The organism is Parafrankia sp. EAN1pec (genome assembly GCF_000018005.1).
Taxonomy (GTDB): Bacteria; Actinomycetota; Actinomycetes; order Frankiales; family Frankiaceae; genus Parafrankia; species Parafrankia soli.
The window spans coordinates 4768305-4789390 of the sequence record NC_009921.1; the positions used below are offsets into that span (position 1 = coordinate 4768305).

The window sequence follows — 21086 nt, forward strand, 5'->3', positions numbered from 1 at the left end:
TCCTCGAACACGGGCCCGCAACCGCAGCCGATCACCAGACCGGTCAACCCGATCGACAACGAGACCCGCCAGATGCGGAAGAAGAACCCCAAGGTCAGAGAGGTACCCGGCACATGATCACAGAAGGTCGATCGTGGTCAGCGCGCACCCCGGGGTCAGTCCGATCACAAGATCAGGGACAGATCCAGATCCAGTGTTCAGGCGCCGCCGACACCATCTGTGGTCTGTCTCCCGACCACAGGCAGGGGCACGATCTGACCCAGGGACTCGAAACCCGGCCCAGGGCGCGGGAGTGCTCATCTGCCGGCGTCTACCGGAACCGAGCCTGTCTCACCTCATCCTGGCAGGTAGGGCCCCGCCGCGAGCAGTTGTTTGGCCGCTTCCCGTCGCGCCGGGCGGTTGCCACGCTCTGCCAGTTCCCGCAGCCACGTGATGGCGTCCGCCTGGCGGCCCGCCGCGACCAGTCGAGCGGACGCCGCTTCGACCGCGTCGTGGTCGAAGCGGCGGCCAGCCCCTGCAACCAGCTATTCGCATCGGCGGCTCGCCCAGCCGTGTCCAGCAGCTCTGCCACGTCACGGACGTCCTGCCAGTGCTGCAGATCGAAGGACTGCGCATGCCACCGATAGTTGGTGACGAGTGTCCTCGGATCGAGTAGATCGCCACCTCGCGGGAACAGCTTCGCCGAACCATCTGCCTGGTCCGCACGGTGGAACAATCCCAGCGCCTCGTCGGTGCGGCCGTCGGCAAGCAGTTCTTCCGCTCGGGCACGTAGGCTCGGCGCGCTCGCGGCTATCTCGAGCGCCCGCATCCGGCAGTCGAGCGCCTCATCTTGGCGGCCCGCGCTCTCCAGCAGATGCACGGCCCGCCGCAGCGGCTCGCTCCTGCCGAAGATCTCCGCTGCCCTGTGGTAACAGGCGATGGCCTCGTCGACGTGTCCCGACTTCTCTAGGCGATCGGCGGCGTACTCGATCGGATGGCTCCAACCGGCGGTCCTCGCCGCCTGCTCATAGGCGACCAGCGCCTCCTCGGCGTATCCGTCGGCGCTCATCCGGTCAGCCAGGATCCCCAGCGCATGGGCGTCGTCCCCAGCCGCGACCGCAAGCCGGTGCGCGTACTGGTACAGCCCTCGGTACTCCGCCTCCACCGCGAGCCGCGCCAGCTCGTCCGGATCAGCCGCGTGCGCCGTGAGTGCTTCCCAGACGGCCGCGGGTACGGGATTCGCACGGCGCGCCGCGTCGGCGTGTTGCTCCAGGTAGTCGTGTAGCAGGTACCCGTCCGGCTCGCCGACGCCGGGCGCGGTCCGGACCGGGGTGAGCGCGCGGACCCCACGGAGTTCCTCGGTCGCGGTCCGGACGGCGGCGGCGAACCAGTCGGGACCGGCGACCCGCTGGCCGGGAGCGAGGTAGCCGGGCGCCGCCTGCTCGAGCAGCGCCCCGGGAGCGGGCCGGAACGCCCGAGCCGGCGGATGTCCATCGCGGCGGTGAGCAGCGCCCGGCTCTGGTCGTCGAGGGTGTGCGTGTAGCGCTCGAGCAGGTCCACCCCGCCGGCCAGCACCTGGGTGATCGCCCGGTCGGCCCGGCCCGCCTCGCAGGCGGCGGCCAGCCGGGGGTCCTTGCGCGCGAAGGCGTCCAGCACGTCCGGGCTGGTCTCCTGGAAACCATCCGGTACGTCGATCCGGTGCACCCGGCCGAGCCGCAGCAGCGCGCGGGCCTGGGCGAGCCGGTCGTCCGAGCCGGACGCCAGATCCGGCTGCCCGGTCGCTGTCCCGACCCTGCAGGTAGGTACTAGTCGGCATGGGGGGTCTGTGTGCTCTAGCGCCTGCGCGGGGTCGACGGAGATGTTCCTGGCGGGGGGGTCAGGGCGGCCGGCGCCGGTATCACCGTGATGGCACTGTCAGTCCTGATCATCCTGTTCGCCGAGCAGGGGGCCCGGTCGAAAAAGGTCTACTCGCCGCCGGTCAGATAGTTCCATGACCGGACTCCGCGTACGTGCGCGGCGGCCACCGGAGTCACCCGCCCCGATCCTGGTGGATGGCCTTCGCTGCCTATTGGCTGGCTGGGCACTACCCTCGGTGTTATGGGTGTGGAGGTTGTGGGCGTAGGAGCTTGGTGCGACACCGACGAGCCTCGCGACGGTGTGGCGGGTTCGACATGGTCATCGGAGCAGGTGGAGCAGCCCCTCGGAGCTTCCAGTCAGACTCTGCACTTCCGCGTCGAGGAGTTCGCGACTCTCTCAGATGGACGTCGCCTCACGTTGACCGATGACCGCGGCTGGAGCAGCAAGAGGTCAGGAGGAGGTGCTGCTACCGACGCTTGGGTCGGCCTGACCGTCGAGGCAGTCGAGTCGGCCGTGCGTAACGTCGTCCTACCGGACGACGCTGAGGAGACGGGGGAGTTGTATTCGTGGACACGCCTGGTTGAACGTCTGAGGGCTCTCGGCGTCGAAACGACCCTCGAGGAGCTCAGACGCTTGCCGTACGAGGTGATCCTCAGCCGGCGCCTTCAGGTGCGACTGTCAGCGACTAGGTAAATGCCCAAGGTCGGCGTACTTGGTGCCGGCCGGATCCTTGGTTATCAAATCTTGATCTAAGTTTCGGTAGTCAGATTGCCGGGCCGCTGCAAGGCAGCCGCAACTGGCGGCTGTCTTGACCCTGATCTGCGAAAATGGGAGGGGAACAGTCGAAGTCGCTTCCCTCCCATATCGCTGCAAGCCGGAACCAGTGCGAGTTGCTCTGGAACCCCGCGATCCCAAGTGGCCTGTAGTCGGTGGGGTAACACCGAACCTGTTGCTTGCTGTGACAACCCAGCCGGCTCCGTGGCAGGCTTTGTTCTGGGAACGCAGATGGAATCCGTGGGTTCGACTTATCGCCTGCAGTTGAGGTTCAGAGGGGTTGTGATCAGCACGCTGTTGTCATCTGACAGATTTACCAAATCGACGTCGATTATGCTACGCCATCCCGTGAGGCTATTCGTAGTGCAACCCGCTCGCCCAGTCGCCCGGGCACCCCTGCCTCCGCCGGAGACCACGGTCAACTTTCCTTTGGTGCCGTTGTTTCTCCAGCTACCGTCGCTGTAGAGCTCCTGCAGCTGCACCGTTACGGTAGCAGTAGTGGTGGGGCAGTTTCCATTGATCCAATAACCATGCCCGGACGCTTCCCGGGGGGTGGTGGTCGAGGAGATGTGGACGCGATCGCCCGCTTGATCGAAGTAGCACCCCGACCCCGATGCCAACGTTCCCGGGGAACCGTCCGTCGACAACGTGGCGTCCGTGCCGACCTCAGTGCCTCCAAGGAAAGGGACAGGAACGGCGGCGGGAACGGGCTCCACTGAAGCTGCCGTTGCCGAAGTCTGCGACGTTACGGCTAGTACCACACCCGTGAGGAAAAACGCTAGGGACATCCTTAGAATAGAGCGTCGCATGACCACGTCATTAATTCATGTCGATCAGGGGAAAGGCTGAGTGTGTAGCCCGGTCTGGCGGTTGAAAGCCCATGCGGGCGCGCCTGGCAAAATGTCCCATTACTGTTCTTCAGTGTCAAGCGAACAGCAGGCCCCGGTCCGTTCCTTAACAGACGGTAGTCATGGAGGGTTGATCTTAACTAGATGTCACTTACATACTGTGATCATTTTGTTCGATGGCCCAAAAGTACGCGCACTGACGATGACTAGTCTAAGATGCCGGATCTTCCTCATCTTTGCGCGGAGAAGAAAAGTTTTAAGATTACCGCTTGCGGCGATCTTCAATGCAGTGGCCGGGACGCTGCTTGATCAGGACGAACGTGGTCCGTCCGCGACGCCCAGGTCCGAGTCCCGATCTCGCTAATCGGGGTGGTGCAGCTTCAGCGGTCTACCACGCTCGCCTCGACAGCGTCGGGCTCCCGGAGACGGTGGCCGCAACGGCACGCAGGAGCCTCTACGGCGGCACGGCCACCGCACAGGCAGCCGGGGGACCAGGGCTGGAGCAGGCGGTCCGTGCGGCGTTCGTCGACGGGATGAGCGCCGCGTTCCTGGTATCCGCCGTGATCGCCATACTTGGAGCCTGCGTGGCTCTGGCAGTCCTTCCCCGGGGCCGATCGCGTAGAACGGAAGCCGGTCAGCCGACCGAGGAAGGGACCGTCGATGCCGTCGAGCACTGACCGGGCAGCGCCTGGCCTGCGAGAACGCAAGAAGGCCCGGACCAGGGCCGCAATCCAGACCCACGCCCTGCGACTGTTTCGCGAACAGGGCTACAACGCGACCACCGTCGAACAGATCATCGACGCTGCGGAAGTCTCGGAGACGACCTTCTTCCGTTGCGTCAGGAGCAGGCTCGCCATCGTGTCCCGCGCGTCGTAGCGTGGCCGGTGTCGCGTCAAGCAGCGAGGTGTGGGCCGCGCCGCGCGCCCGCCTGCGCGCGGCCGTGGACGGCCGTGCTCGCCGGGCGCGTCGCAGTCCGCACCGCGTAAACGATATCTTGTTTAGCCATGCGTGAGGGCGTTGACGTCTGTGTATCCGTGGGCGCGGAGGGCGTTGACGATGTCGCGTATGTTCCTGCGGGTCAGCGGGATGCGTTCTAGCCAGTCGCCGTGAACGCCGTGGAGGATCTTTTTATTGGTTGGGGTTCCTCGGACCGGTAAGGAGGAACACCAGGGTCGTTGCGAGGCACAGGAAGGCGGCGCCGGAGAGGCCGGCTACGTTGTAGCCGTGCACCGCGGCCCGTGCGGGGAGGTCGGCCGCGGCGGCGTGCGAGTGGACGTAGGCGGTGGTGGCGGTAGCGGCGATGCTGCCGAGCAGGGCGGTGCCGAGCGAGGCGCCGATCTGTTGGGAGGTCATCACGATGGCGCCGGCGACGCCGGTGTCCGGGCCCGCGCCGAGAGTCGCGATGTTGTTGGCAGGCAGCAGCACACAGCCGACACCGAGTCCGAGCAGCACGACGACGGGAAGCGCCCCGGTGACGTAGCCGCCGTCGGCGCGTAGTAGGCCGAGCAGTGCGAGTCCGGCCGCGCATGCCAGGAGACCCGGGCACAGCAGCAGCCGCAGGGGTGCGCGCATCAGGAACCCGCGGATGACGCGTACTCCTAGCATGATCGCCGCAGTGAACGGGAGGAACGCGAGTCCTGCCTTGATCGGTGAGTATCCGAGGATGTCCTGCAGGTAGAAGGTGAGGAAGAAGAATCCGGCGAACATGCCGATCGCCATGCACAGGACGGCCAGGTACGCACCGGCTCGTCGACGCTCACGGACGACCCGCAGCGGCAGGAGGGCCGCTCCGGTGCGGCTTTCCACTAGGACGAACAGCGCGAGAAGGATGACTCCGGCGGCAAGAACGCCCAGCGTGATCCGGGTGGCCCAGCCTTGTGACTCCGCGCGGGTGAATCCAAGGACCAGTGCCATGAGCCCGGTTGTGGCGAGCACCGCGCCGACGATGTCTACCTCGGTGCCGAGCCGGCGGGGGGTCGCGCGAACCGTCGCGCTGACTCCGGCGGCAGCGCCGACCGCGATGGGCAGGCTCACGAGCATGCACCAGCGCCAGTCGAGGTAGTTGGTGAGGACGCCGCCGAGGATCAGTCCGATGCCGGAACTGCCCGCCATCACGGTGCCGTAGATCCCGAAGGCTTTGCCGCGTTCGGAGGGTTCGGTGAATGTCGTACCGAGCAGCGCGAGGGCGGAGGGTGTGAACAGCGCCCCGAATATGCCCTGGAGCGCTCTAGCAACCAGGAGCATGGTTGGGTTCACGGCTGCCCCACCCAGCGCCGAGGCTGCGGCGAAACCCGCCAGTCCGATCAGCAGGCAGCGCTTGCGACCGATCAGATCGGACAGTCTGCCCCCGAGCAGGAGGAACCCGCCGTAGGCGAGAGCGAAGAGGGTGATCACCCACTGTCGTTGCGCCGTTGACAGGTGCAAGGAGTGCTGGGCGGACGGCAGTGCGATATTCATGATCGTGACGTCTGCCGCAATCATGAGCTGGCCGGCGGCTATCGCGGCCAGTGCCCGCCAACGCAGCGGGTCAGCTGTGGTCGGGGCCGGCTCGGCCGAAGGGTGCGCGGCTATCCGCATCCAGCACCTCAGCGCGCTCGTGAACGTTGGCCTGTCCAACGTTGGGATGGCCAACGTTAGCAGGGTTTGTAGGTACGACCAACAAAATTGGTAGGCTGCTGGTATGGAGACGGCTCCCGCCCGCTTGCGTAGGCTGCCGAGCTGGCTGATGAGCCAGGCTGCGGTGCCGGCGAGTCGGCTGGTGACCGAGCGGCTGGCCGCCGCGGACGCCCGCCGCTACCACTACTCGTTGCTCGCGGCGCTCGATGAGTTCGGCCCGGCCAGTCAGGCGGCGCTTGGCCGTCGCTGTGGTCTCGACCGCAGCGACGTGGTGGCGATGGTCAACGAGCTTGTTGATCGGGAGCTCATCGAGCGCACCCCCGATCCCGCCGACCGTCGACGTAACATCATTACGATCACCCCGGCAGGGGTCCGGCACCTGCGACGGCTCGACAAGCTGCTCGCACAGATTCAGGACGAGCTACTCGCGCCGCTGTCGGCGAACGAGCGCGACCAGTTGGTACGGTTGCTGACCCAGCTGGTCGATCACCACCACCCATTCAAGGGCCGCAGCCGGGAATCGTGTGGACCGGACCTCTGACCGGAAGATCCACGTCCACTATGCAGCAGTCGGTGCCGAGTTCGTAGTTTCACCACGTGACCGACCTAGATGGTAAGTACCACTTTGCCTTCGGCCTCGCGGGCTTCCAGGGCAGAGTGCGCATCGGCCGCTCGCTCCAGGAGGAAACGCGTCATCAGCGGAACGAGACGGCCTGCCGCTGCTTCTTCCAGGGCCCGAGCCGCCAACTCGCGCCAACCACCGGAGGGGGTTGCGTTCGGCCCGATCGCCCAGGTCGCCGTCAACTCGCGCTCCACGAGGTCACGTGTGGTGATCGCGGTCGGTTCCCCGGCCGCCCAGCCATACATCAGGAAGCGCCCACCGGGGCCGAGCAGTTCCAGTGCCTGGCGGCCGAGAACGCCGCCGACGCCATCAAGGACCACGCTCACCGCACGTCCGTCCAGAGCCTCACGGACAAGCGCGGGCCAGTCGGCATCCTGGTAGTCCACCGCGACATCAGCGCCGAGCTCACGGGCACGAGCGGCCCTCGCATCGCCCCCGGCCACACCCACGACGGTGACACCGGCGTGATGGGCCGCTTGGACGAACAGGCTGCCCAGTCCACCAGCCGCAGACATCACCAGCACCACGTCATCCGTGGTCAAGTTCGCCACTCCCAGCACGCCCTGAGCGGTGGCCCCGTTCGTGACGACTGCCACCGCTGTCTCCGCGTCCAGGTGCTCGGGCAGTACGTGCACGGAGTCCGCGGAAGCGACGGCCTGCTCGGCGTACCCGCCGCCTGCCCCCAGCTGCGCCACAACCCGGCGGCCCAGCCATCCCGTTCCCACACCGGAACCCACCGCCCCCACGACACCGGCGACCTCCCCGCCGAGCGTGGTCGGCAGCTCCGGTGGCAGATGCGGGCCGACCCCGACGCCACGCCGAAGCCTGGTCTCGATCAGGTGGACACCGCTGGCCTGCACATCAATCCGCACCTGCCCCTCGGCCGGGAGCAGGTCGGGGACGTCTTCGCAGACCAGGTTCTCGGCGGGGCCGAAGGCGTGTAGCCGTATCGCACGCATGCCAGACGCTCCAGAATCTCCTCGCGGCCCGCGGCCCTACTGAACGCGGCCACGGGGGTCACCCTCGACCCTGAACCGCGCTTTATGTCAAGACAATCGTGTTCGTTGACCAAGCCCCCGCCGGTCCGGCGCGGACACCGGAGGCGTGTGAACCGTTCGCCCCTCCGCTCGCTACCTACCTTTCAGGCGGAGGAGGTGAGCGGATGGCGCGGCCCGAGCCGGGCAGCGACGAGGCGTTGTTGCGCGCGGTCGCCGCCGGCGACGCGGGCGCGCTGACTCGGCTCTACGAGCGGCACGCCGGCGCGCTGTTCGGCTACCTGTACCGGCTGGCCGGCGACCGGATGACCGCCGAGGAGATCCTCCAGGACACGATGCTGGCGGTCTGGCGGTCGGCCGTCGCCTTCGAGGGCCGCTCGAAGGCGAGCACGTGGCTGTTCGGGGTCGCCCGCCGCCAGGCGCACAACCGGTTGCGCGGCCGGTTCGGCCCGGAGACCATCGGCGTCCCTCTGCTCGATCGGCCCGACCAGGGCGCCGGCCCCGACGAGTTGGCGATCGCGGCGGCGGGAGGCACACCGGTGGCCGCGGCCATCGACCGGCTGCCCGACTACCACCGCGACGTGATCGCCTTGGTGTTCGTGGCCGGCCTGCCGCTCGCCGACGTCGCCGAGGTGCTCGCGATCCCCGTCGGCACGGTGAAGAGCCGGCTGCATCACGCCCGGGCCGCCGTCGCCGCCGCGCTCACCGCCCAGGAGGTGCCCGAATGAACGAGATGCTGCCCGCGTACGCCGCCGGCTCGCTGCCCGGCGCGGACCGCGACCGAGTCCGCGCACACCTGGCGGGCTGCGCGCGCTGCCGCGCGGACCTCGCCGTCTGGCGGGCGATCGCGGATGCCGCGGCGCCGGGCGACGCGGCACCGGACGCCGCGCGGATGGTGCGGACCGTGCTGACCCGGAGCGCTATCGAGGGGCCCGCCGACCCACCGGGCGACGGTCCCTGGACGAGACGCCTGCGGTACGCCGCCGCGCTGGTCGTGGCCGAGGCCCGGCTGATCCGGCTGGCCGTGCCCGTCGCCTCGGCGCTGGTGATGGCGCTCGGCGTGGCCGTCGTCCTGGTTCAGGCGGCGGGCGTTGCGCGGCCCGCGACCGGCGCCGACGCGGTGCTCGCGCTGGTCGCCCCGATCGTGGCCGCGGCGGGTGTCGCCGGCACGTACCGGTCACGACGCGACCCGGTCGCCGAACTGGTCGCCGCCACTCCGACGGCCGGCCCGCTGTTGCTGCTGGTACGCCTCGCGCTGGTGTTCGGGTACGACCTGGTGCTCGCGGTGGCGGCCTCCGCGCTGACCGCCGCCGCGGCGGACGGGGCGGCGAGCCTGCACGCGTTGATCGCCGCCTGGCTCGGACCAATGGCGCTGCTGTCTTCGGTCAGCCTGCTGGTCGCCGTCCGGTTCGGGCCGGACGTCGCGCTCGGCGCGGCCATCGGGCTGTGGGCGGTGCGGGTGCTGGCGGGCGGCGTGTTCGCCCGCGACAACTGGCCGGCGAGGTTCATCGTGGACGCCTGGTCCACGAACGCGGCGGTCCTCGCCGTGAGCGCCGTGTTCGGGATCGCCGCGGTGGTGATGGCCGGGCGCCTTGGTTCGTGTGGCGGTGAACCGCACGGCGGCTGGCGCGCTACCCATCCGACATGAGACCACTGACGCTCTGGCGGTACGAGGCGCGCCGGGCGGGATGGGCAGCCCTGCTCGGTCCGCCGATCGCCGTCGCGCTGGGCGTCTCGGCCGCGCTAGTCAACGCGCTGCCGGGCGACGCGACGACGGCCCGCATCCTGCTCGGCGCCCTGGAGATGGCGGTGCCGCTCGCCGCCGGTGTCGGCTGCGCCTCGCTGGTCGGGCGGGATCCGGCCGTGGAGCTGCAGCTCGCCGCGCCCACGCCGTACCGCGTCACGCTGCTGCGGCGTATGGCGGTGACGCTGGGTTGGGCCGCGGTGGTCGCCGGGCTGACGGCGGCCGTGCTGATCGCGACCGGCTGGTGGGGGCGCTGGCCGGCCAACCACGGGCCGTTCGCCGGGCAGCTCACCTGGGCGGCGCCGACCGTCGGTCTGGGGGCCGTGGGCTTCGCGGCGGGCGCCGTGTTCCGCAGCCCGGCGGCGGCCGGCGCGCTGGTCAGCACGCTCTGGACGTTCCAGCAGCTCTTCGCCGACCTGGTGCAGCAGCACCTGCCGGGGCGGCTGCTCTACCTGTTCGCCACGACCCGCGGCGCGGTGCCCGGCGACTGGACCCGGAACCGGCTGGCGCTGCTCGGCGCGGCGGCCACGCTCGTCGCGTTGGCCCTGGTCGTGCTGGCCCGCTCGGAACGGCTCATCGGCGAGGAGGAAGAATGACCAGCCAGACTGCGCGCACGCTCGGCGTGAGCCTGAGGTACGAGTTCCGCATGCAGTTCCGCAAACGGTCGGTGTGGATCGTGCCCGCGCTGACCGTCGTACTGTTCCTGCTGATCGGCGGCAGCCTGCTGCGTGACTTGTTCGACCCCAACGAGCGGCCGGCCGAGGCCAGGACCGCCGTCGTCGGCCTGGCGGTCCAGGTGCACACACTGCTGTCGATCGGGTACGGCTGCCTGCTCGCCGATCGGCTCATCCGCGACGACCGGCTGCGGGTGGCGCCGATCCTGGACGCTACGCCCGCCCGGCCAGGTGCCCGGCTCGTCGGCAAATACCTCGGTGCGGGCGCCGCGACGGCCGTACCGATCCTGGCGGTGTACTTCGGCTTCGCCGCGGCGTACGCGGTGCGCACCGGCGCCCCGAGCGCGCTCGGCTGGGCACTGGCCACATGCGCCGTGGTGATCGTGCCGGGTCTGCTGTTCGTGGCCGCCTTCGCGCTGGCGGTACCCCTGATCATGCCGGCGCCGCTGTTCCGCGTGGTCTTCGTCGGCTACTGGCTCTGGGGCAACGTGGTCGCGCCGAACATGATGCCGACGCTCGCGCGGACCCTCGTCCACCCGCTCGGCGGCTACCCGCTCGACGCGCTGCTCGACTTCCACGGCATCGACGGTGAGGACACCTGGGCCGGCCCGGTGCCCGGCGCCACGCTGAACCTCCTGCGGCCGGACCCGACGCCGACGACCGCCTGGCTGTCCATCGCGGTGCTGCTGGTGCTCGCGGCCGCCGCGCTCGCCGGGGGCCACGCGGTACGTGCCCGCCGAGCCTGACGCCACCCGAACGACGACGAACAGAGGAAACCCGATGCGGATCGAGATCTCCGGCCTGACGAAGACGTACCGGGGCGGGGTGGCCGCCCTCGACGGCCTGGACCTGGTCGTACCCACCGGCATGTTCGGGCTGCTCGGCGCGAACGGCGCCGGCAAGACCACGCTGATGCGTATCCTCGCCGGCCTGGTACGGCCGACGTCCGGCCGGGTCGCCGTGGGCGGGCACGATATGAGCACGGGCGTGGGGCGCACCGCCGTGCAGCAGGGCCTCGGCTACCTGCCGCAGGATCTCGGCGTCTATCCCGATCTGACGGCGCGCCAGTTCCTGGACTACGTCGCGCTGCTCAAGGGCATGGACGACCGTACGGCCCGCCGCCGGCGCGTCGGGGAGCTGCTCGAGGTGGTCGCCCTGACCGGGGACGCCGACCGCCGTCTGCGCGGCTTCTCCGGTGGGATGCGGCAACGGGTCGGCATCGCCCAGGCATTGCTCGCCGACCCGCAGCTGCTGATCGTGGACGAGCCGACCGCGGGACTCGACCCGGAGGAGCGGATCCGCTTCCGCACCCTGCTGTCCCAGTTCGCCGGCCGGCGCACCGTGCTGCTGAGCACGCACATCGTCGACGACATCGCGCAGACCTGCCGCGAGGTGGCAGTGCTCGCCAGGGGCGTGCTCGTCTTCCGCGGCACGGTTGACGAGCTGACCCACCGTGCCCGGGGCCGGGTGTGGTCGGTCGTCACCGACGGGCCGCCGCCGGCCGAAGGTACGGTCGTGTCCGCGCTGCCACACGAGGACGGCATGCGGTACCGGGTCGTGGCGCCCGCAGCGCCGGGCCCGCAGGCGCGGCCGGTGGAGCCCGCCCTCGAGGACGGGTACCTCGCGCTGACCGCACGGTGAACTGTGCCTGGCCGGCGGGATCGGCTGCCGGGCCGGCCCGACGGCCCATCGCGCCCATACGTCCGTCGGTTGCGGAGGGGGACTGGCAGAGTCGTGCGTTCGACTGTCGCGTACTCCCGGACTCGCTCTCGTCGGATGTGGCGCCCGCGATCGGGCGGACTTGAGGGATGGCCGACGATGATCCGCACCGTTGGCTCAAGGACGTCGCCGGGGAAGCCGCCCTCACCTGGGTGCGGGAACACAACGCTGAGACGTTCGCCGAGCTCACCCAGTCCGCCTGTGGGGTGTCAGAACTCGGCCACCGGCGTTGACCTGGGTTTTTAGGCGGCTCGTTCGTATTCGTTGATCAGGCCGCCGAGGACGGGCTGGCGCTTGATCCGTTCCTGGGTCAGGTCGGCGACGGGGTGGTCGGGCCGTGGTGGTTGAAGGTCGCGGCCGCGGTGGGGCCGTCGTCCGTTGTAGTGCCGTGCGTACTCGGCCAGGACAGCGTGCAGGTGCCGTTCACCGAAGATCAGCATTCGGTCGGTGACCTCGGTCCGGACGGTTAGGGCGAACCGTTCCGCGTAGGCGTTCGCTCGCGGAGTCCGGGGTGGGCGGTGACCCCGAGGATGTGGACGGTGCGGGAGCCGACCTCCAGGACGAAGAAGCAGTACAACCGCCGCAGCGTCACGGCGCAGTCCACATGGAAGAAGTCGACGGCCAGCATGGTCGAGGCCTGGGTGAGCAGGAACTGCCGCCACGTCGTGTCGGTCTGCCGTTTCGGAGCCGGTGGCAACCCGAGGGTCTTCAGGACCCGGCGGAGCGCAGCGCCGCCTCACCGAGGCCGCATCGCGATCCGCTCCACTGCCACGCAGCGCATGACCTCCGGCTTTGGCCCGGACTGCTGCCATCAGCAGTGCAAGCGCTCCGGCTCGGCGAGGTGTTCGTCGCGATCGCAGCGGCCGGAGCTGTCCTTGACGGGACGGCCGGCGTTGTAACGCTTCAGCGGGCAGCGGGCAGCGGGCGTGCGGGCCGTCGAGCAGTTCGCGCACCGCGTCCTCGACCTCGACCTCGCCCTGGACTGCGAGCTGGCAGGCCGCGCCGACAAACTCGACGCGCTTTGACGGAGCGCCCGTTCCTGCCCAACCGCATGTAAACCACCTGCGCGATCCGCTTCGAGTAGCGCACAGCGGCGTGCGGTCCGTGGTCAGTAGTGGATGACCGGCTCGCGGCCCAGCAGGTCGGCGTAGTCGCTGGGGAGCTGCCCAGCGACGTCCTCGAACTCGTCCGGACTGATCGACGCCTTCAGCGCCGCGACCACCGCCCGGGCATGCTGGCGGGCATGCGCCTCGTCGCAGCCCTCGCCTTCCCGCTCGGCGACGCGCCGATAGAACTCGTCGAGCCCGAACCGTTCGCCACGGCCGGCTGGCGGCAGCGCCTGGGCGAACGGCGACGGGAGCTGGGAGGCCAGGTCCTTGGTCTCCCCGCCGGACAACCGCTCGCCGAGTACCGACAGAGTCGCCCGCACGGCGGCTTCGGCGTGCTCGACGCTGTCTATCCGGGCGGTCCCGCGAACGGCGGAGACGATCTCGTCCTGCTTCAACAGCTTCACCTCTCCCATCAGCGGTACGCTCCGAGCGGGCCTGTGGGGTGGTCCCGACACCCGGATCCCGGCCTCGGCGGCGGCCATGCGCCGTCAGCTGCTCCTTCCGTCATCGCCCTCCCCGCGGCGCCGGGCGCGAAACCGTCCCGCCTTCGCGGACGGCGCAGTCCTCGCCCGATGTGCGCGACGAAGAGCGAAATGGACCGCCGGCGGGTCCGCGGCTGAGCGTGGCGATCAAAGCCGGCGAGCATGCCTCAGCCGACGAGGACCGAAGTCCCGGTGAGGAAGCCCAGGGGTGTGGATCGCGCGCCTGATGACGGTTCTGGGCGTCGAAGCCCGGCTGGGCGCGCCGTTCGGCGGGAAGACAGGCGCGGTGCTCACGAGCCATCTGCCCGGCCACCGAGGCTGTTCCCCGCTGATGCACGCGCTGATCACCGACGACGACGGCGTCGACAGCGCCGGTCTGCGAACCCTCGTCCAGGCCGCTGTCGGGTGCGGCTTGGAGGTGACCGCGGCGGCGCCCGCGGTGCGTTCGGCCCGGAACCCGACATCGTGCTCTCGGCTGCGAGCCGCTTATCCGAGGGCGCGCCTCGTGTATCTCGGACTGCCGTGGCACGCACAGCTGCTTCGGGGGCGCTCGGGCCCTGGGACGAGGCCGACGTCGTCCCCGCCTGGCCGGGCGTCACGAGCAGCACGGACAGCCACGAGTCGACCGGCCCCGGCCGCGCAGGGCGTTCGTTCGGCGGCACCGGGCTGCGGGCTGGAGATAGCCGGACTTGTCGGCGCGTCCCTGGTGGGTCTCGTGCCGTCGCTGTCGGTCATGCCCTCCGACCGCCGCGTGGCGGTCGATGTGACGGCCGCACCGCGTCGCGCACCCGGTCGATGATCGAGGCGACCGGGCCGATGGTCCACTGGGCCGCCGGTGACCCCGCAGTGGACGGGTGCGGATGGGTAGGAGCGATCTTCTCGGCGGTGCGCAGCCGGCGGCCCATGTGTTCGAGTTGGTCCTCGGTGCGGGCGGCGCGGATGCGTGGGAACTCCTCGCTTTCCTCGTGCTCGGCGTGATCGGAGACGGCCTTCTCGAACTCGGCAAGCCGGCGGTCGAACTCGGAGCTGTTGACGTCCATCTTCTCCAGCACCCTGAGGACCTGGGTGGCCTCGTCCTCCTCCCGGTTGCGGGCCTCGGCGACGGTCCGGTCGGCCTCGGCGGTCACCGGCCGCAGGACCATCTCCTCCGCCGTCTCGTGCACCGCGAGCAGCGCGCGCAGCTCGTCGAATGCCTGCTTCTTGTGCTCGCCCGTCGTGCTCTGGATGTCGGCGAAGAGGTCACGGACGTGGGCGTGCTGACGGAGCAGGACACCCACAACGTCGTCGTCGGGCAGCTGGGCGGCGCGGGCACGCTCGACCTCGGCTTCGCTCATCGCCATCGGGCACTCCATCCCGTGATGCCCCGCTCGGCGAGGCGGGGCGGATTCGGTGGACAGATCTGGACGTGCCCGGTTGCCCGGGTCCAAACCGCACCCGCGCTGCTGCTCCCGGGTAGATCGCCGGGGGTGGTGCCTCGGCGTCACTGTCTGCGCGCGGGCCACGCACGCCCCGCTGGCCGGAGCGGCTACCGTAGCCGGGTTCCCGGTGCGTCCTCTCGGGCAGATCGTGTCCTATCCCGAGCAGTATCAGTATCTGTTCGACGGGGGCTGCCTAACGGGTTCTTTTCTCTGATCCGCCGGAATAGCGGTATCCAGTCAGAATTCCTCGTTTCCCTGCCTGCCCTGCTGAATTTCTCTACCATATTCCGTGCTGGCTCGTGCGATGCATGGCCGCGCTGGTCACCGCCTGGCCTTCGGTCGAGATCCGGAGCCGTGCGTCCGGGCTGGGCGACGGTCCGACGGGGTTGGCGCGTAGGGTCCGGACCTCTGAGCGGCGGAGTTCGACCCGCCCGCCGGTCTCGCGGACCTCGTAGACCGGCTGCGGACGGGTGGCGGGGCCCTGGACGACCTCGCCGGAGGCCAACTCGAACTGGCTTCCGTGCCAGGGGCAGCGCACGCAGCCGCCGGTGCGCTCGCCCTCGTGCAGCGGGCCTCCCCGGTGGGTACAGCGGTCACTGATCGCGACGACCTGACCGTTGACCCTGGTCAGCAGCACCGGCACCCCATCGATCTCGACCTGCCGCAGTTCCGTGGTGACCTCGCTGGTCGCCAGCACGTCCGTCCACTCGGCCGGCCCCCGCTGGAACGCGGTGGTGTCCACCCCCACCCCCAGCGCGTAGGCGAGGTGACCACCCAACCAGCCGCCGAGGCCGAGGGCGGCCGCACCCGCGAGACTGGCGGCCAGCCCACGCGCGCCGCGACGACGCTGGCGCCATGAGATCGCGTAGCTTGCGAGTCCCACCACGTTGGAAGCGGCGTGGACGAGCCCGACTCGGCGCTCGGCGCCCTTCGTGTCGAGCCAGTCCGACCACCCGGCGAGCGCGGCTGGTCCGGCCGACAGCAGGCCGAGTCCGACGAGCCGTCGCGCGGCCGGGCGGAGGGCGGCGCCACCAGTGGTGTCCAGCATCGTCGCGCTCAGCAGCGTCCCCGCCGGGACGAGGATCGCCGCGGGATGCAGCGGATGCCCGAGCTGCCGGCCGCTGAGCACATCGCGCAACCGTTCGGAGCGCAGCGCCGCCGACCAGAAGCCCGAGACTGCCTCCGCAGGGGCATCAAGCCTCTGCTCTCGCTCAAGCCGATCGAGCAGCCGTTCGGATCCGCGCATGTCGACCTCTTCTCGCACGCTTCACGACCTGGCCAGTTGCGATGCAGCGGCCGCTCGCCACCGGCATCGGCTGATTGCCGGCGAGCCGCTGGCGCCGGGTGGCGGTGCAACGGACGCGTACCCGTGCCCAGGCCCGGCACACGTTCCCGTTTGCTTCCGGCTGGCGGCTTTCGAACAGACCTGGGTCAGAACGGACGCATCAGCCGTGATGCGGGAGGTACGGCAGTGGCGTCCTCCGGGAACGGGCAGCAGCGCGAGGAGCAGCAGCAGACGTGGCCGGGCGAGACCTCGGCGATGAGCCCGCGGCCAGCCGACGAGATGTCGGCCTATGTGGGCCGGGACCTGCTTCTCGGCCGGGTCGCTCTGATCATCGGTGGGGATTCCGGCATCGGGCGGGCGGTCGGTGACGAAGGCGGCGCTTGCCCACCTTCCTGACGCATGTCGTCCTGCTGGGCTGTCCTGGCGTCGGCGCGGTGGACATGACGAGGCGGTGGACATGACGAGGCGGCCGGGGATGGCGTTCGTCCGCCGGCCGTCTCAACGCAGAGCTCAACCAGGGAGTCGTGCGGCTTCACGTGTGGTGGGACCGCCGGAAGCAAGGCCGGCGGCTCTTTCCGGAGCGGGAACCGTCGAGCGGATGGCTGCTGGCGGGAGCGGGCTCACGAGCGGCGTGTCGCGGCCGTGGCCCGCAGGAGCACCACGTCGCTGACCTGCTGGCCGTGGAACTCGCCGCTCTTCCGCCTGACGCGGAACGTTTCAGCGCTAAGGCGACCGTCCTGATCGAGAATGTGACTCAGCGGGACGAACCCCGCCGTGCCGGCGAGGGGCCCTTCCTCGTCCCGTCCGGTGCCCCGAGGTTTTAGGCGCGCTAGCCTCGAACACACCGGGATCAGGAGTCAGGCGAGGTGAGAGAGGCGGCTGGTGGCATCGTCGGACAGGGGACAGCAGCGGCCGGAGCAGGTGCAGGAACGGCCGGGTAAAACTTCTGCGATGACGCCGCAGCCGGCCGGGCGGTTAGCGGCGCGCGGTCGGGCCGGACACGATTCCCGCTGTTTTCGGTGCGCAGCCGAAAGTTCCGGGAGAATCCGTGGGTCGGGACCTCCTGCCGGTACTAAAGATCTCGAGAGGTAAAAGATGTTTTCACGACAGTGCCCGGAGGCTCATGGGAACGCTCATGGCGGGGTCGCGTTTCTCGTGGTGGCGGCGCTCTGGGCTGGATTTGCCGTCGGGCGGCTTGCTCGCATGCGCAGTCGTGTTGCAACGCCGTCTGGCGAGTCCGCCGGCGAGTGGGGCGCAGGCCGCCCAGACGAAGCCCTGCCCATGATGCCGCCGGAAGACGCAGCCCCGGTCATGGCCGGGGCTGACACCACCGATCCGGTTTCCCCCGTCCGGTTCGGGAATCAGCCCGACCTGATCGCGACGGAGGACGCCGCGAATCCGCCGTTCGAGAATCTGTCCACAAACACCAGATTCGCCAACGAGATCAACCGGCGAACCGGCGTCCGTCGCTAAGCGGGCCACATCGGGAGAGCTGGAACTTGGGTGAGCAATGTGTGTCGTTGGTATCGATGGGGGATGAGTCACGCACAGACACCGATCCTGGACGCGCTCGCTGACTTCAGGGTCCGCGCGGTCCTGGGAGACGACGCGTTCCGCGGTGATGTCCTCGCGACGTCCGGGCTTGACGACCGGCAGACCTCAGGTGGGTTCGTCGCGGAAGCTGAATGGACGGCTGGCGCCGGCAGATGGTGGAACAGGGCTCCGCCCTGCTGCATGCCGCTCTCGATCACGCCGACGGTTTACGCGCTCGTATAGAGCAGCTGCCGGGCCTGCACGTCATGACCGACGAGCTGTGCGGCGCTGAGGCGTCCCATGACCTGGACCGCCTTCAGATCGTCATCGACACCGCGGGGCTGGAGATCAGCGGCTATCAGGCCGCGGACTGGTTACGCCAGCACGCCCAGCTGGACATGGGGATGAGTGATCATCGGCGGGTCTGTGCACAGTTCACCTTCGCCGACGACGCCCGCAGTGGGCGGCGTCTGCTGGCCGCGCTGCGTCGGCTTGTCGACGCCGCGCCCGACCTCGAGCGCCCGACGCCGGTCGAGGTACCGGACCCCACCGAGTTGGAGCTGGAGACGGTCGATCTGCCGCGCGATGCCTTCTTCGGTCCCACCGAAGCTGTCCCACCCGAGCTGGCGGTGGGCTGGGTCGCGGCCGAACAACTCACCCCATACCCGCCTGGTGTCCCGGTGGTACCGCCGGGTGAGCGCATCACCGGACCGGTGCTGCGCTACCTGCTCAGCGGTGTTTCAGCGGGCATGGCCGTGCCCGACGCTGCTGACCGAGCGCTGGCCACGATCCAGGTCACTCGAACCTGACGGAAGACGTCCGCGACGATGTGGCCCTGCGCAAGAGGCCCGGAACACGGCCGTAACGCCCGGCCACGAGGCCGCCTCAGGCTCGGACAGGCTCGTCGGCACCGGCGGGCTGGTCGGACTTCGACCCGGCCCGCACCTCGGATTCCCCGGACGTCGCCGCGCCCTGGTCGTCACTGTCCTGTGCGGCCTGCGTGGTTTCCGAGCTCCGCGCCTCCTCCCGGGTTTCGCGGGGTTCGGATTGGTCCTCGTCCGGGGAGCGAACGACCTTGCCGTCCCGGATTTCGCCCCGCCAGGAGCCGGTGGCCTCCCCACTGAACATGACGAAGCGGCGGAAGTGTTTCAGATCCAGCCGGGCCCGTCGCCCACCGGCGCGCCACAGGCTGCCGGTCTTCTCCATGAACCCGCTGGGGTAGTACTCCATCGCCAGCAGCACGCGCGTCAGGTCGTCGGCGAGCGGGTGGAAGGTGACGGCGCCCTTGACCGAGCCCTTCGCTCCCTCGGATGTCCAGACGATCCGGCGGTCGGGGATCTGCTCGGTGACCTTTGCCTGCCAGCTGCGCCTGGAGCGGAAGACCTTGACCCGCCAGTTCTGTTCGGTCTCGCTCTTGGTCTCGACCGCCTCGACGCCTTTCATGAACTTGGCGAACTCGGGGTACTGCGTCCACTGGTCGTAGGCGACCGACACCGGGACGCCGACGTCCACGGCCTCCTCGATGTTCATCGCCTTGGGCGGCCCGCTCTTCCCGCCGGCCCTGCCCTTGGCGGCGCCGAGGGCCCCCTTCACCTTGTCCTTGACGTTCGACATGATCGTCCCGGCCGCCGCCTTCAGCGGAGACTGGCCCTCGACCAGTCTCCCGGCGCCCTCGGCGAGCGACGAGATCCGCCCGCCGGAGTCGCTGAGACCGTTGAGTTTGTCCGTGCTGGAGGTGAGTCGCTCACCGACCCGCCCGGCCAGCCGGCTGCCGCCCGCCTTCGCCAGGTCTCCCGCCTGGTCGGCGAGCCTCTTGCTCGCCGGACTGCGCAGGAGGGCGCCGACCAGGCCGTGTGGTTGCTCCGTCGTCCGGGTCATCGCGCACCTCCACCGGTGGATCCCTGCGCCGCCCGCTCGAGTGGTTCGCGGCCGGTGTCCCGGCGCGGTCCGGCGGACCTGTCCGGGACCCGCCGCTCGGCGGCGGGCTCCGTCCCGCCCTCGTCGCTGTCGTCCTGATCGGTCGCGCGGCCTGTTTCCGTCCTGTCGCGGCCGGTGGCGGTCTGTGTTTCAGCGCGGTCCTCGTCGACCGTGCCGTTGCCGCTCGGGCCACGTTCGTCGGCGCGCTCCGAGGACGGCTGACCGCCGCCTTTGCGATCACGGAGCTTACCGGGCGTCACGGCACCGACGACGCCTTCGATGGCGGCCTCGGCTCCCTCCCGGACAACCTTCTCCGAGTCTCGGACAACCTTCTCCGAGTCGCCCAGCGTCGCTGCCAGCCGTTCCGTGCGCTTGGTCAGCGCATCGGAGAGTCGATCGATCTGGGCCTCGTACACCGCCACCGCGGCGCGCCGGCCGGCTTCCGTGGCCGGCCCCCTGATCTGGTTGATCAGCTGTTCGCCGTCCGCGGAGCGCAACAGCCGGACCACCTGGTCGCGCACGACGTCCTTCGCGTGATAATTGCGACCGGAGATCCACAGCCCGAGGCCGATGGCCGCCTTGGCCTTCCTCGTCCGGCCGAGGACATAACCTCCCGCGAGTGCCAGGGCACATTTGACGTTGATCATCGAGGCTCCTCTCTCTCCCGGGCCTTGCTCGGTCGGTCAGACCCGGTTCTGTCCTCGCCCCAGCCCCATCGGCCCGACCCGCCGAAGGAGCCGCCGTCCGCGGCGGCCTCGCGGGCTTCGGTGAGTACTCGGGCGGGGAACTCGACGAAGTCGACCGCGGGTAGCGGTCCGACGTACTCGACGGTCAGGTGCGGACGGGTCGCACGGATCCGCTCCACAGCGGCGTCGAAGTCGGCCAGTGCGTCGGCGGGGACGAGGAACGCCCAGCTGAGAGCGGGATCCTCCGGCCCCCCGTGGTGCCTGCGTGGCCGGTCCGCGTGTGCCAGCGGGCGCAGCTCGTCCAGAATCGCCCGCGCCTGTTCCGTGCGGCGCGCGACGACGAGTTCCGCGATCTGTTGCCCCAGCTGGATCCGGCCGTCCAGGTCCTCCGGGGGCGGGGCGTGGGCCAGCGAGGTGGCGGCCACCGCCTCCGCGAGCTCGGTCTGTTCCGCCTCTTCGACGTCGACATGCAGCTCGACCAGACCGTCGATCGCGTCCAGCTGCTCGGGAAGGCTGTCACTGACCGGTTCGAGTACCTCCGTCCGGACGGCGCCGTCGTCCGGCGCGACCGTTCCCAGCCGTACCGGCAGCACCGGGCCGTCGACGAGCAGCCGCTGGAGGATCTCCAGGTGTCTGACGGCCTCCTGTTCCCCGAGCTCGCCGATGTCCGCCGTCCCGCTGACGACCGCGGCGAGGGGGCCCGAACGCACCAGCCGCAGTGGCGCGCGCGGATGGCCGATGCCGAGCGCCGCGTCCGGGTCCGGATCCGGGTCCGGGTCCGGGAGGGGATGGCCTGCCCGGACGATTCCGTACAGCACGACAGGCATG

At 69.8% G+C, this 21086-nt stretch carries 19 protein-coding genes and 4 pseudogenes; 12 read left to right on the forward strand and 11 right to left on the reverse strand.

From position 1 onward, the window contains the following. Window positions 1-310: 310 nt before the first annotated feature. Together FRANEAN1_RS19330 and FRANEAN1_RS41270 are read right to left on the reverse strand one after the other, a co-directional pair. Window positions 311-1048 carry a tetratricopeptide repeat protein gene (locus FRANEAN1_RS19330; protein WP_157472711.1) on the reverse strand — a complete coding sequence of 246 codons (738 nt, stop codon included), beginning with the start codon at window positions 1046-1048 and terminating at the stop codon, window positions 311-313. Next, complete coding sequence (locus FRANEAN1_RS41270) at window positions 1045-1683, reverse strand: hypothetical protein (RefSeq protein WP_157472712.1); 639 nt, start codon at window positions 1681-1683, stop codon at window positions 1045-1047. Before FRANEAN1_RS41270 ends, FRANEAN1_RS19330 begins: the two co-directional genes overlap by 4 nt. Before the next feature lie 2435 nt (window positions 1684-4118). Between FRANEAN1_RS41270 and FRANEAN1_RS19345 the strand changes: the two are divergent. Then, a pseudogene (locus tag FRANEAN1_RS19345) lies at window positions 4119-4292 on the forward strand (helix-turn-helix domain-containing protein); the annotation flags it as partial. Window positions 4293-4586: 294 nt separating this feature from the next. Here the strand turns inward: FRANEAN1_RS19345 and FRANEAN1_RS19350 are convergent. Continuing rightward, window positions 4587-6035 (reverse strand): MFS transporter, encoded by a 1449-nt coding sequence (locus FRANEAN1_RS19350; protein ID WP_020461512.1) that lies wholly within the window; start codon window positions 6033-6035, stop codon window positions 4587-4589. A 103-nt stretch (window positions 6036-6138) separates the two neighbouring features. Between FRANEAN1_RS19350 and FRANEAN1_RS19355 the strand changes: the two genes are divergently transcribed. Beyond that, complete coding sequence (locus FRANEAN1_RS19355) at window positions 6139-6615, forward strand: MarR family transcriptional regulator (protein ID WP_020461513.1); 477 nt, start codon at window positions 6139-6141, stop codon at window positions 6613-6615. Window positions 6616-6680: 65 nt separating this feature from the next. Here the strand turns inward: FRANEAN1_RS19355 and FRANEAN1_RS19360 are convergent, their stop codons facing one another. Beyond that, window positions 6681-7655, reverse strand: coding sequence for a zinc-binding dehydrogenase (locus tag FRANEAN1_RS19360; RefSeq protein WP_020461514.1), 975 nt, complete (start codon window positions 7653-7655; stop codon window positions 6681-6683). 203 nt (window positions 7656-7858) lie between these two features. Between FRANEAN1_RS19360 and FRANEAN1_RS19365 the strand changes: the two genes are divergently transcribed. The 6 genes from FRANEAN1_RS19365 (at window position 7859) to FRANEAN1_RS41275 (ending at window position 12061) form a co-directional block, all read left to right on the forward strand. Next, window positions 7859-8419 (forward strand): RNA polymerase sigma factor, encoded by a 561-nt coding sequence (locus tag FRANEAN1_RS19365; RefSeq protein ID WP_020461515.1) that lies wholly within the window; start codon window positions 7859-7861, stop codon window positions 8417-8419. After that, window positions 8416-9339, forward strand: coding sequence for a zf-HC2 domain-containing protein (locus FRANEAN1_RS19370; RefSeq protein ID WP_020461516.1), 924 nt, complete (start codon window positions 8416-8418; stop codon window positions 9337-9339). The genes FRANEAN1_RS19365 and FRANEAN1_RS19370 overlap by 4 nt, the downstream gene beginning before the upstream one ends. Beyond that, window positions 9336-10031, forward strand: coding sequence for a hypothetical protein (locus tag FRANEAN1_RS19375; RefSeq protein ID WP_020461517.1), 696 nt, complete (start codon window positions 9336-9338; stop codon window positions 10029-10031). The genes FRANEAN1_RS19370 and FRANEAN1_RS19375 overlap by 4 nt, the downstream gene beginning before the upstream one ends. Then, window positions 10028-10855, forward strand: a complete 828-nt coding sequence (locus tag FRANEAN1_RS19380) for a hypothetical protein (RefSeq protein WP_020461518.1) — start codon at window positions 10028-10030, stop codon at window positions 10853-10855. Before FRANEAN1_RS19375 ends, FRANEAN1_RS19380 begins: the two co-directional genes overlap by 4 nt. Window positions 10856-10889: 34 nt before the next feature. Continuing rightward, on the forward strand, window positions 10890-11750 hold the full coding sequence (locus FRANEAN1_RS19385; protein WP_020461519.1) for an ABC transporter ATP-binding protein: 861 nt from the start codon (window positions 10890-10892) through the stop codon (window positions 11748-11750). 167 nt (window positions 11751-11917) lie between these two features. Next, window positions 11918-12061 carry a hypothetical protein gene (locus FRANEAN1_RS41275; RefSeq protein ID WP_020461520.1) on the forward strand — a complete coding sequence of 48 codons (144 nt, stop codon included), beginning with the start codon at window positions 11918-11920 and terminating at the stop codon, window positions 12059-12061. A 9-nt stretch (window positions 12062-12070) separates the two neighbouring features. Here FRANEAN1_RS41275 and FRANEAN1_RS39200 read toward each other — a convergent pair. The 4 genes and pseudogenes from FRANEAN1_RS39200 to FRANEAN1_RS19415 all read right to left on the reverse strand — a co-directional run. Continuing rightward, window positions 12071-12552, reverse strand: a pseudogene (locus FRANEAN1_RS39200) (integrase core domain-containing protein); the annotation flags it as partial. A gap of 384 nt (window positions 12553-12936) precedes the next feature. Further along, window positions 12937-13350, reverse strand: a complete 414-nt coding sequence (locus FRANEAN1_RS19400; RefSeq protein WP_020461522.1) for a DUF2267 domain-containing protein — start codon at window positions 13348-13350, stop codon at window positions 12937-12939. An 800-nt stretch (window positions 13351-14150) separates the two neighbouring features. Then, window positions 14151-14759: a hemerythrin domain-containing protein gene (locus FRANEAN1_RS19410; protein ID WP_020461523.1), complete on the reverse strand. Its 609-nt coding sequence runs from the start codon at window positions 14757-14759 to the stop codon at window positions 14151-14153. A 355-nt stretch (window positions 14760-15114) separates the two neighbouring features. Next, window positions 15115-16083 carry a Rieske (2Fe-2S) protein gene (locus FRANEAN1_RS19415; protein WP_020461524.1) on the reverse strand — a complete coding sequence of 323 codons (969 nt, stop codon included), beginning with the start codon at window positions 16081-16083 and terminating at the stop codon, window positions 15115-15117. Between the two features lie 225 nt (window positions 16084-16308). Here FRANEAN1_RS19415 and FRANEAN1_RS42385 point away from each other — a divergent pair. From FRANEAN1_RS42385 to FRANEAN1_RS19435, 4 genes and pseudogenes are all read left to right on the forward strand, one after another. Beyond that, window positions 16309-16485: pseudogene (locus tag FRANEAN1_RS42385) on the forward strand (NAD(P)-dependent oxidoreductase); the annotation flags it as partial. Between the two features lie 287 nt (window positions 16486-16772). Further along, a pseudogene (locus FRANEAN1_RS43710) lies at window positions 16773-16874 on the forward strand (hemerythrin domain-containing protein); the annotation flags it as partial. Window positions 16875-17277: 403 nt separating this feature from the next. Next, the gene (locus FRANEAN1_RS41285) at window positions 17278-17595 is read left to right on the forward strand and encodes a hypothetical protein (RefSeq protein ID WP_157472713.1); all 318 of its coding nucleotides are present in this window, start codon (window positions 17278-17280) and stop codon (window positions 17593-17595) included. A 212-nt stretch (window positions 17596-17807) separates the two neighbouring features. After that, window positions 17808-18464, forward strand: coding sequence for an Orn/Lys/Arg decarboxylase (locus FRANEAN1_RS19435; protein ID WP_020461527.1), 657 nt, complete (start codon window positions 17808-17810; stop codon window positions 18462-18464). A 76-nt stretch (window positions 18465-18540) separates the two neighbouring features. Here the strand turns inward: FRANEAN1_RS19435 and FRANEAN1_RS19440 are convergent, their stop codons facing one another. Genes FRANEAN1_RS19440 through FRANEAN1_RS19450 form a run of 3 tightly spaced genes read right to left on the reverse strand, consistent with a single transcriptional unit; the run spans window position 18541 to window position 21085 of the window. Next, window positions 18541-19533 (reverse strand): SRPBCC family protein, encoded by a 993-nt coding sequence (locus tag FRANEAN1_RS19440; RefSeq protein WP_020461528.1) that lies wholly within the window; start codon window positions 19531-19533, stop codon window positions 18541-18543. Then, window positions 19530-20219 carry a hypothetical protein gene (locus tag FRANEAN1_RS19445; RefSeq protein ID WP_020461529.1) on the reverse strand — a complete coding sequence of 230 codons (690 nt, stop codon included), beginning with the start codon at window positions 20217-20219 and terminating at the stop codon, window positions 19530-19532. Before FRANEAN1_RS19445 ends, FRANEAN1_RS19440 begins: the two co-directional genes overlap by 4 nt. Then, window positions 20216-21085: a GvpL/GvpF family gas vesicle protein gene (locus FRANEAN1_RS19450; RefSeq protein WP_020461530.1), complete on the reverse strand. Its 870-nt coding sequence runs from the start codon at window positions 21083-21085 to the stop codon at window positions 20216-20218. The genes FRANEAN1_RS19445 and FRANEAN1_RS19450 overlap by 4 nt, the downstream gene beginning before the upstream one ends. Window position 21086 lies beyond the last annotated feature (1 nt).

Coding starts and splice junctions, on each gene's coding strand:
- FRANEAN1_RS19330 (WP_157472711.1), bottom strand. CDS start 1,048: ATGAGCGCCGACGGATACGCCGAGGAGGCGCTGGTCGCCTATGAGCAG.
- FRANEAN1_RS19350 (WP_020461512.1), bottom strand. CDS start 6,035: ATGCGGATAGCCGCGCACCCTTCGGCCGAGCCGGCCCCGACCACAGCT.
- FRANEAN1_RS19355 (WP_020461513.1), top strand. CDS start 6,139: ATGGAGACGGCTCCCGCCCGCTTGCGTAGGCTGCCGAGCTGGCTGATG.
- FRANEAN1_RS19360 (WP_020461514.1), bottom strand. CDS start 7,655: ATGCGTGCGATACGGCTACACGCCTTCGGCCCCGCCGAGAACCTGGTC.
- FRANEAN1_RS19365 (WP_020461515.1), top strand. CDS start 7,859: ATGGCGCGGCCCGAGCCGGGCAGCGACGAGGCGTTGTTGCGCGCGGTC.
- FRANEAN1_RS19370 (WP_020461516.1), top strand. CDS start 8,416: ATGAACGAGATGCTGCCCGCGTACGCCGCCGGCTCGCTGCCCGGCGCG.
- FRANEAN1_RS19375 (WP_020461517.1), top strand. CDS start 9,336: ATGAGACCACTGACGCTCTGGCGGTACGAGGCGCGCCGGGCGGGATGG.
- FRANEAN1_RS19380 (WP_020461518.1), top strand. CDS start 10,028: ATGACCAGCCAGACTGCGCGCACGCTCGGCGTGAGCCTGAGGTACGAG.
- FRANEAN1_RS19385 (WP_020461519.1), top strand. CDS start 10,890: ATGCGGATCGAGATCTCCGGCCTGACGAAGACGTACCGGGGCGGGGTG.
- FRANEAN1_RS41275 (WP_020461520.1), top strand. CDS start 11,918: ATGGCCGACGATGATCCGCACCGTTGGCTCAAGGACGTCGCCGGGGAA.
- FRANEAN1_RS19400 (WP_020461522.1), bottom strand. CDS start 13,350: ATGGGAGAGGTGAAGCTGTTGAAGCAGGACGAGATCGTCTCCGCCGTT.
- FRANEAN1_RS19410 (WP_020461523.1), bottom strand. CDS start 14,759: ATGGCGATGAGCGAAGCCGAGGTCGAGCGTGCCCGCGCCGCCCAGCTG.
- FRANEAN1_RS19415 (WP_020461524.1), bottom strand. CDS start 16,083: ATGCGCGGATCCGAACGGCTGCTCGATCGGCTTGAGCGAGAGCAGAGG.
- FRANEAN1_RS19435 (WP_020461527.1), top strand. CDS start 17,808: ATGGACGGCTGGCGCCGGCAGATGGTGGAACAGGGCTCCGCCCTGCTG.
- FRANEAN1_RS19440 (WP_020461528.1), bottom strand. CDS start 19,533: ATGACCCGGACGACGGAGCAACCACACGGCCTGGTCGGCGCCCTCCTG.
- FRANEAN1_RS19445 (WP_020461529.1), bottom strand. CDS start 20,219: ATGATCAACGTCAAATGTGCCCTGGCACTCGCGGGAGGTTATGTCCTC.
- FRANEAN1_RS19450 (WP_020461530.1), bottom strand. CDS start 21,085: ATGCCTGTCGTGCTGTACGGAATCGTCCGGGCAGGCCATCCCCTCCCG.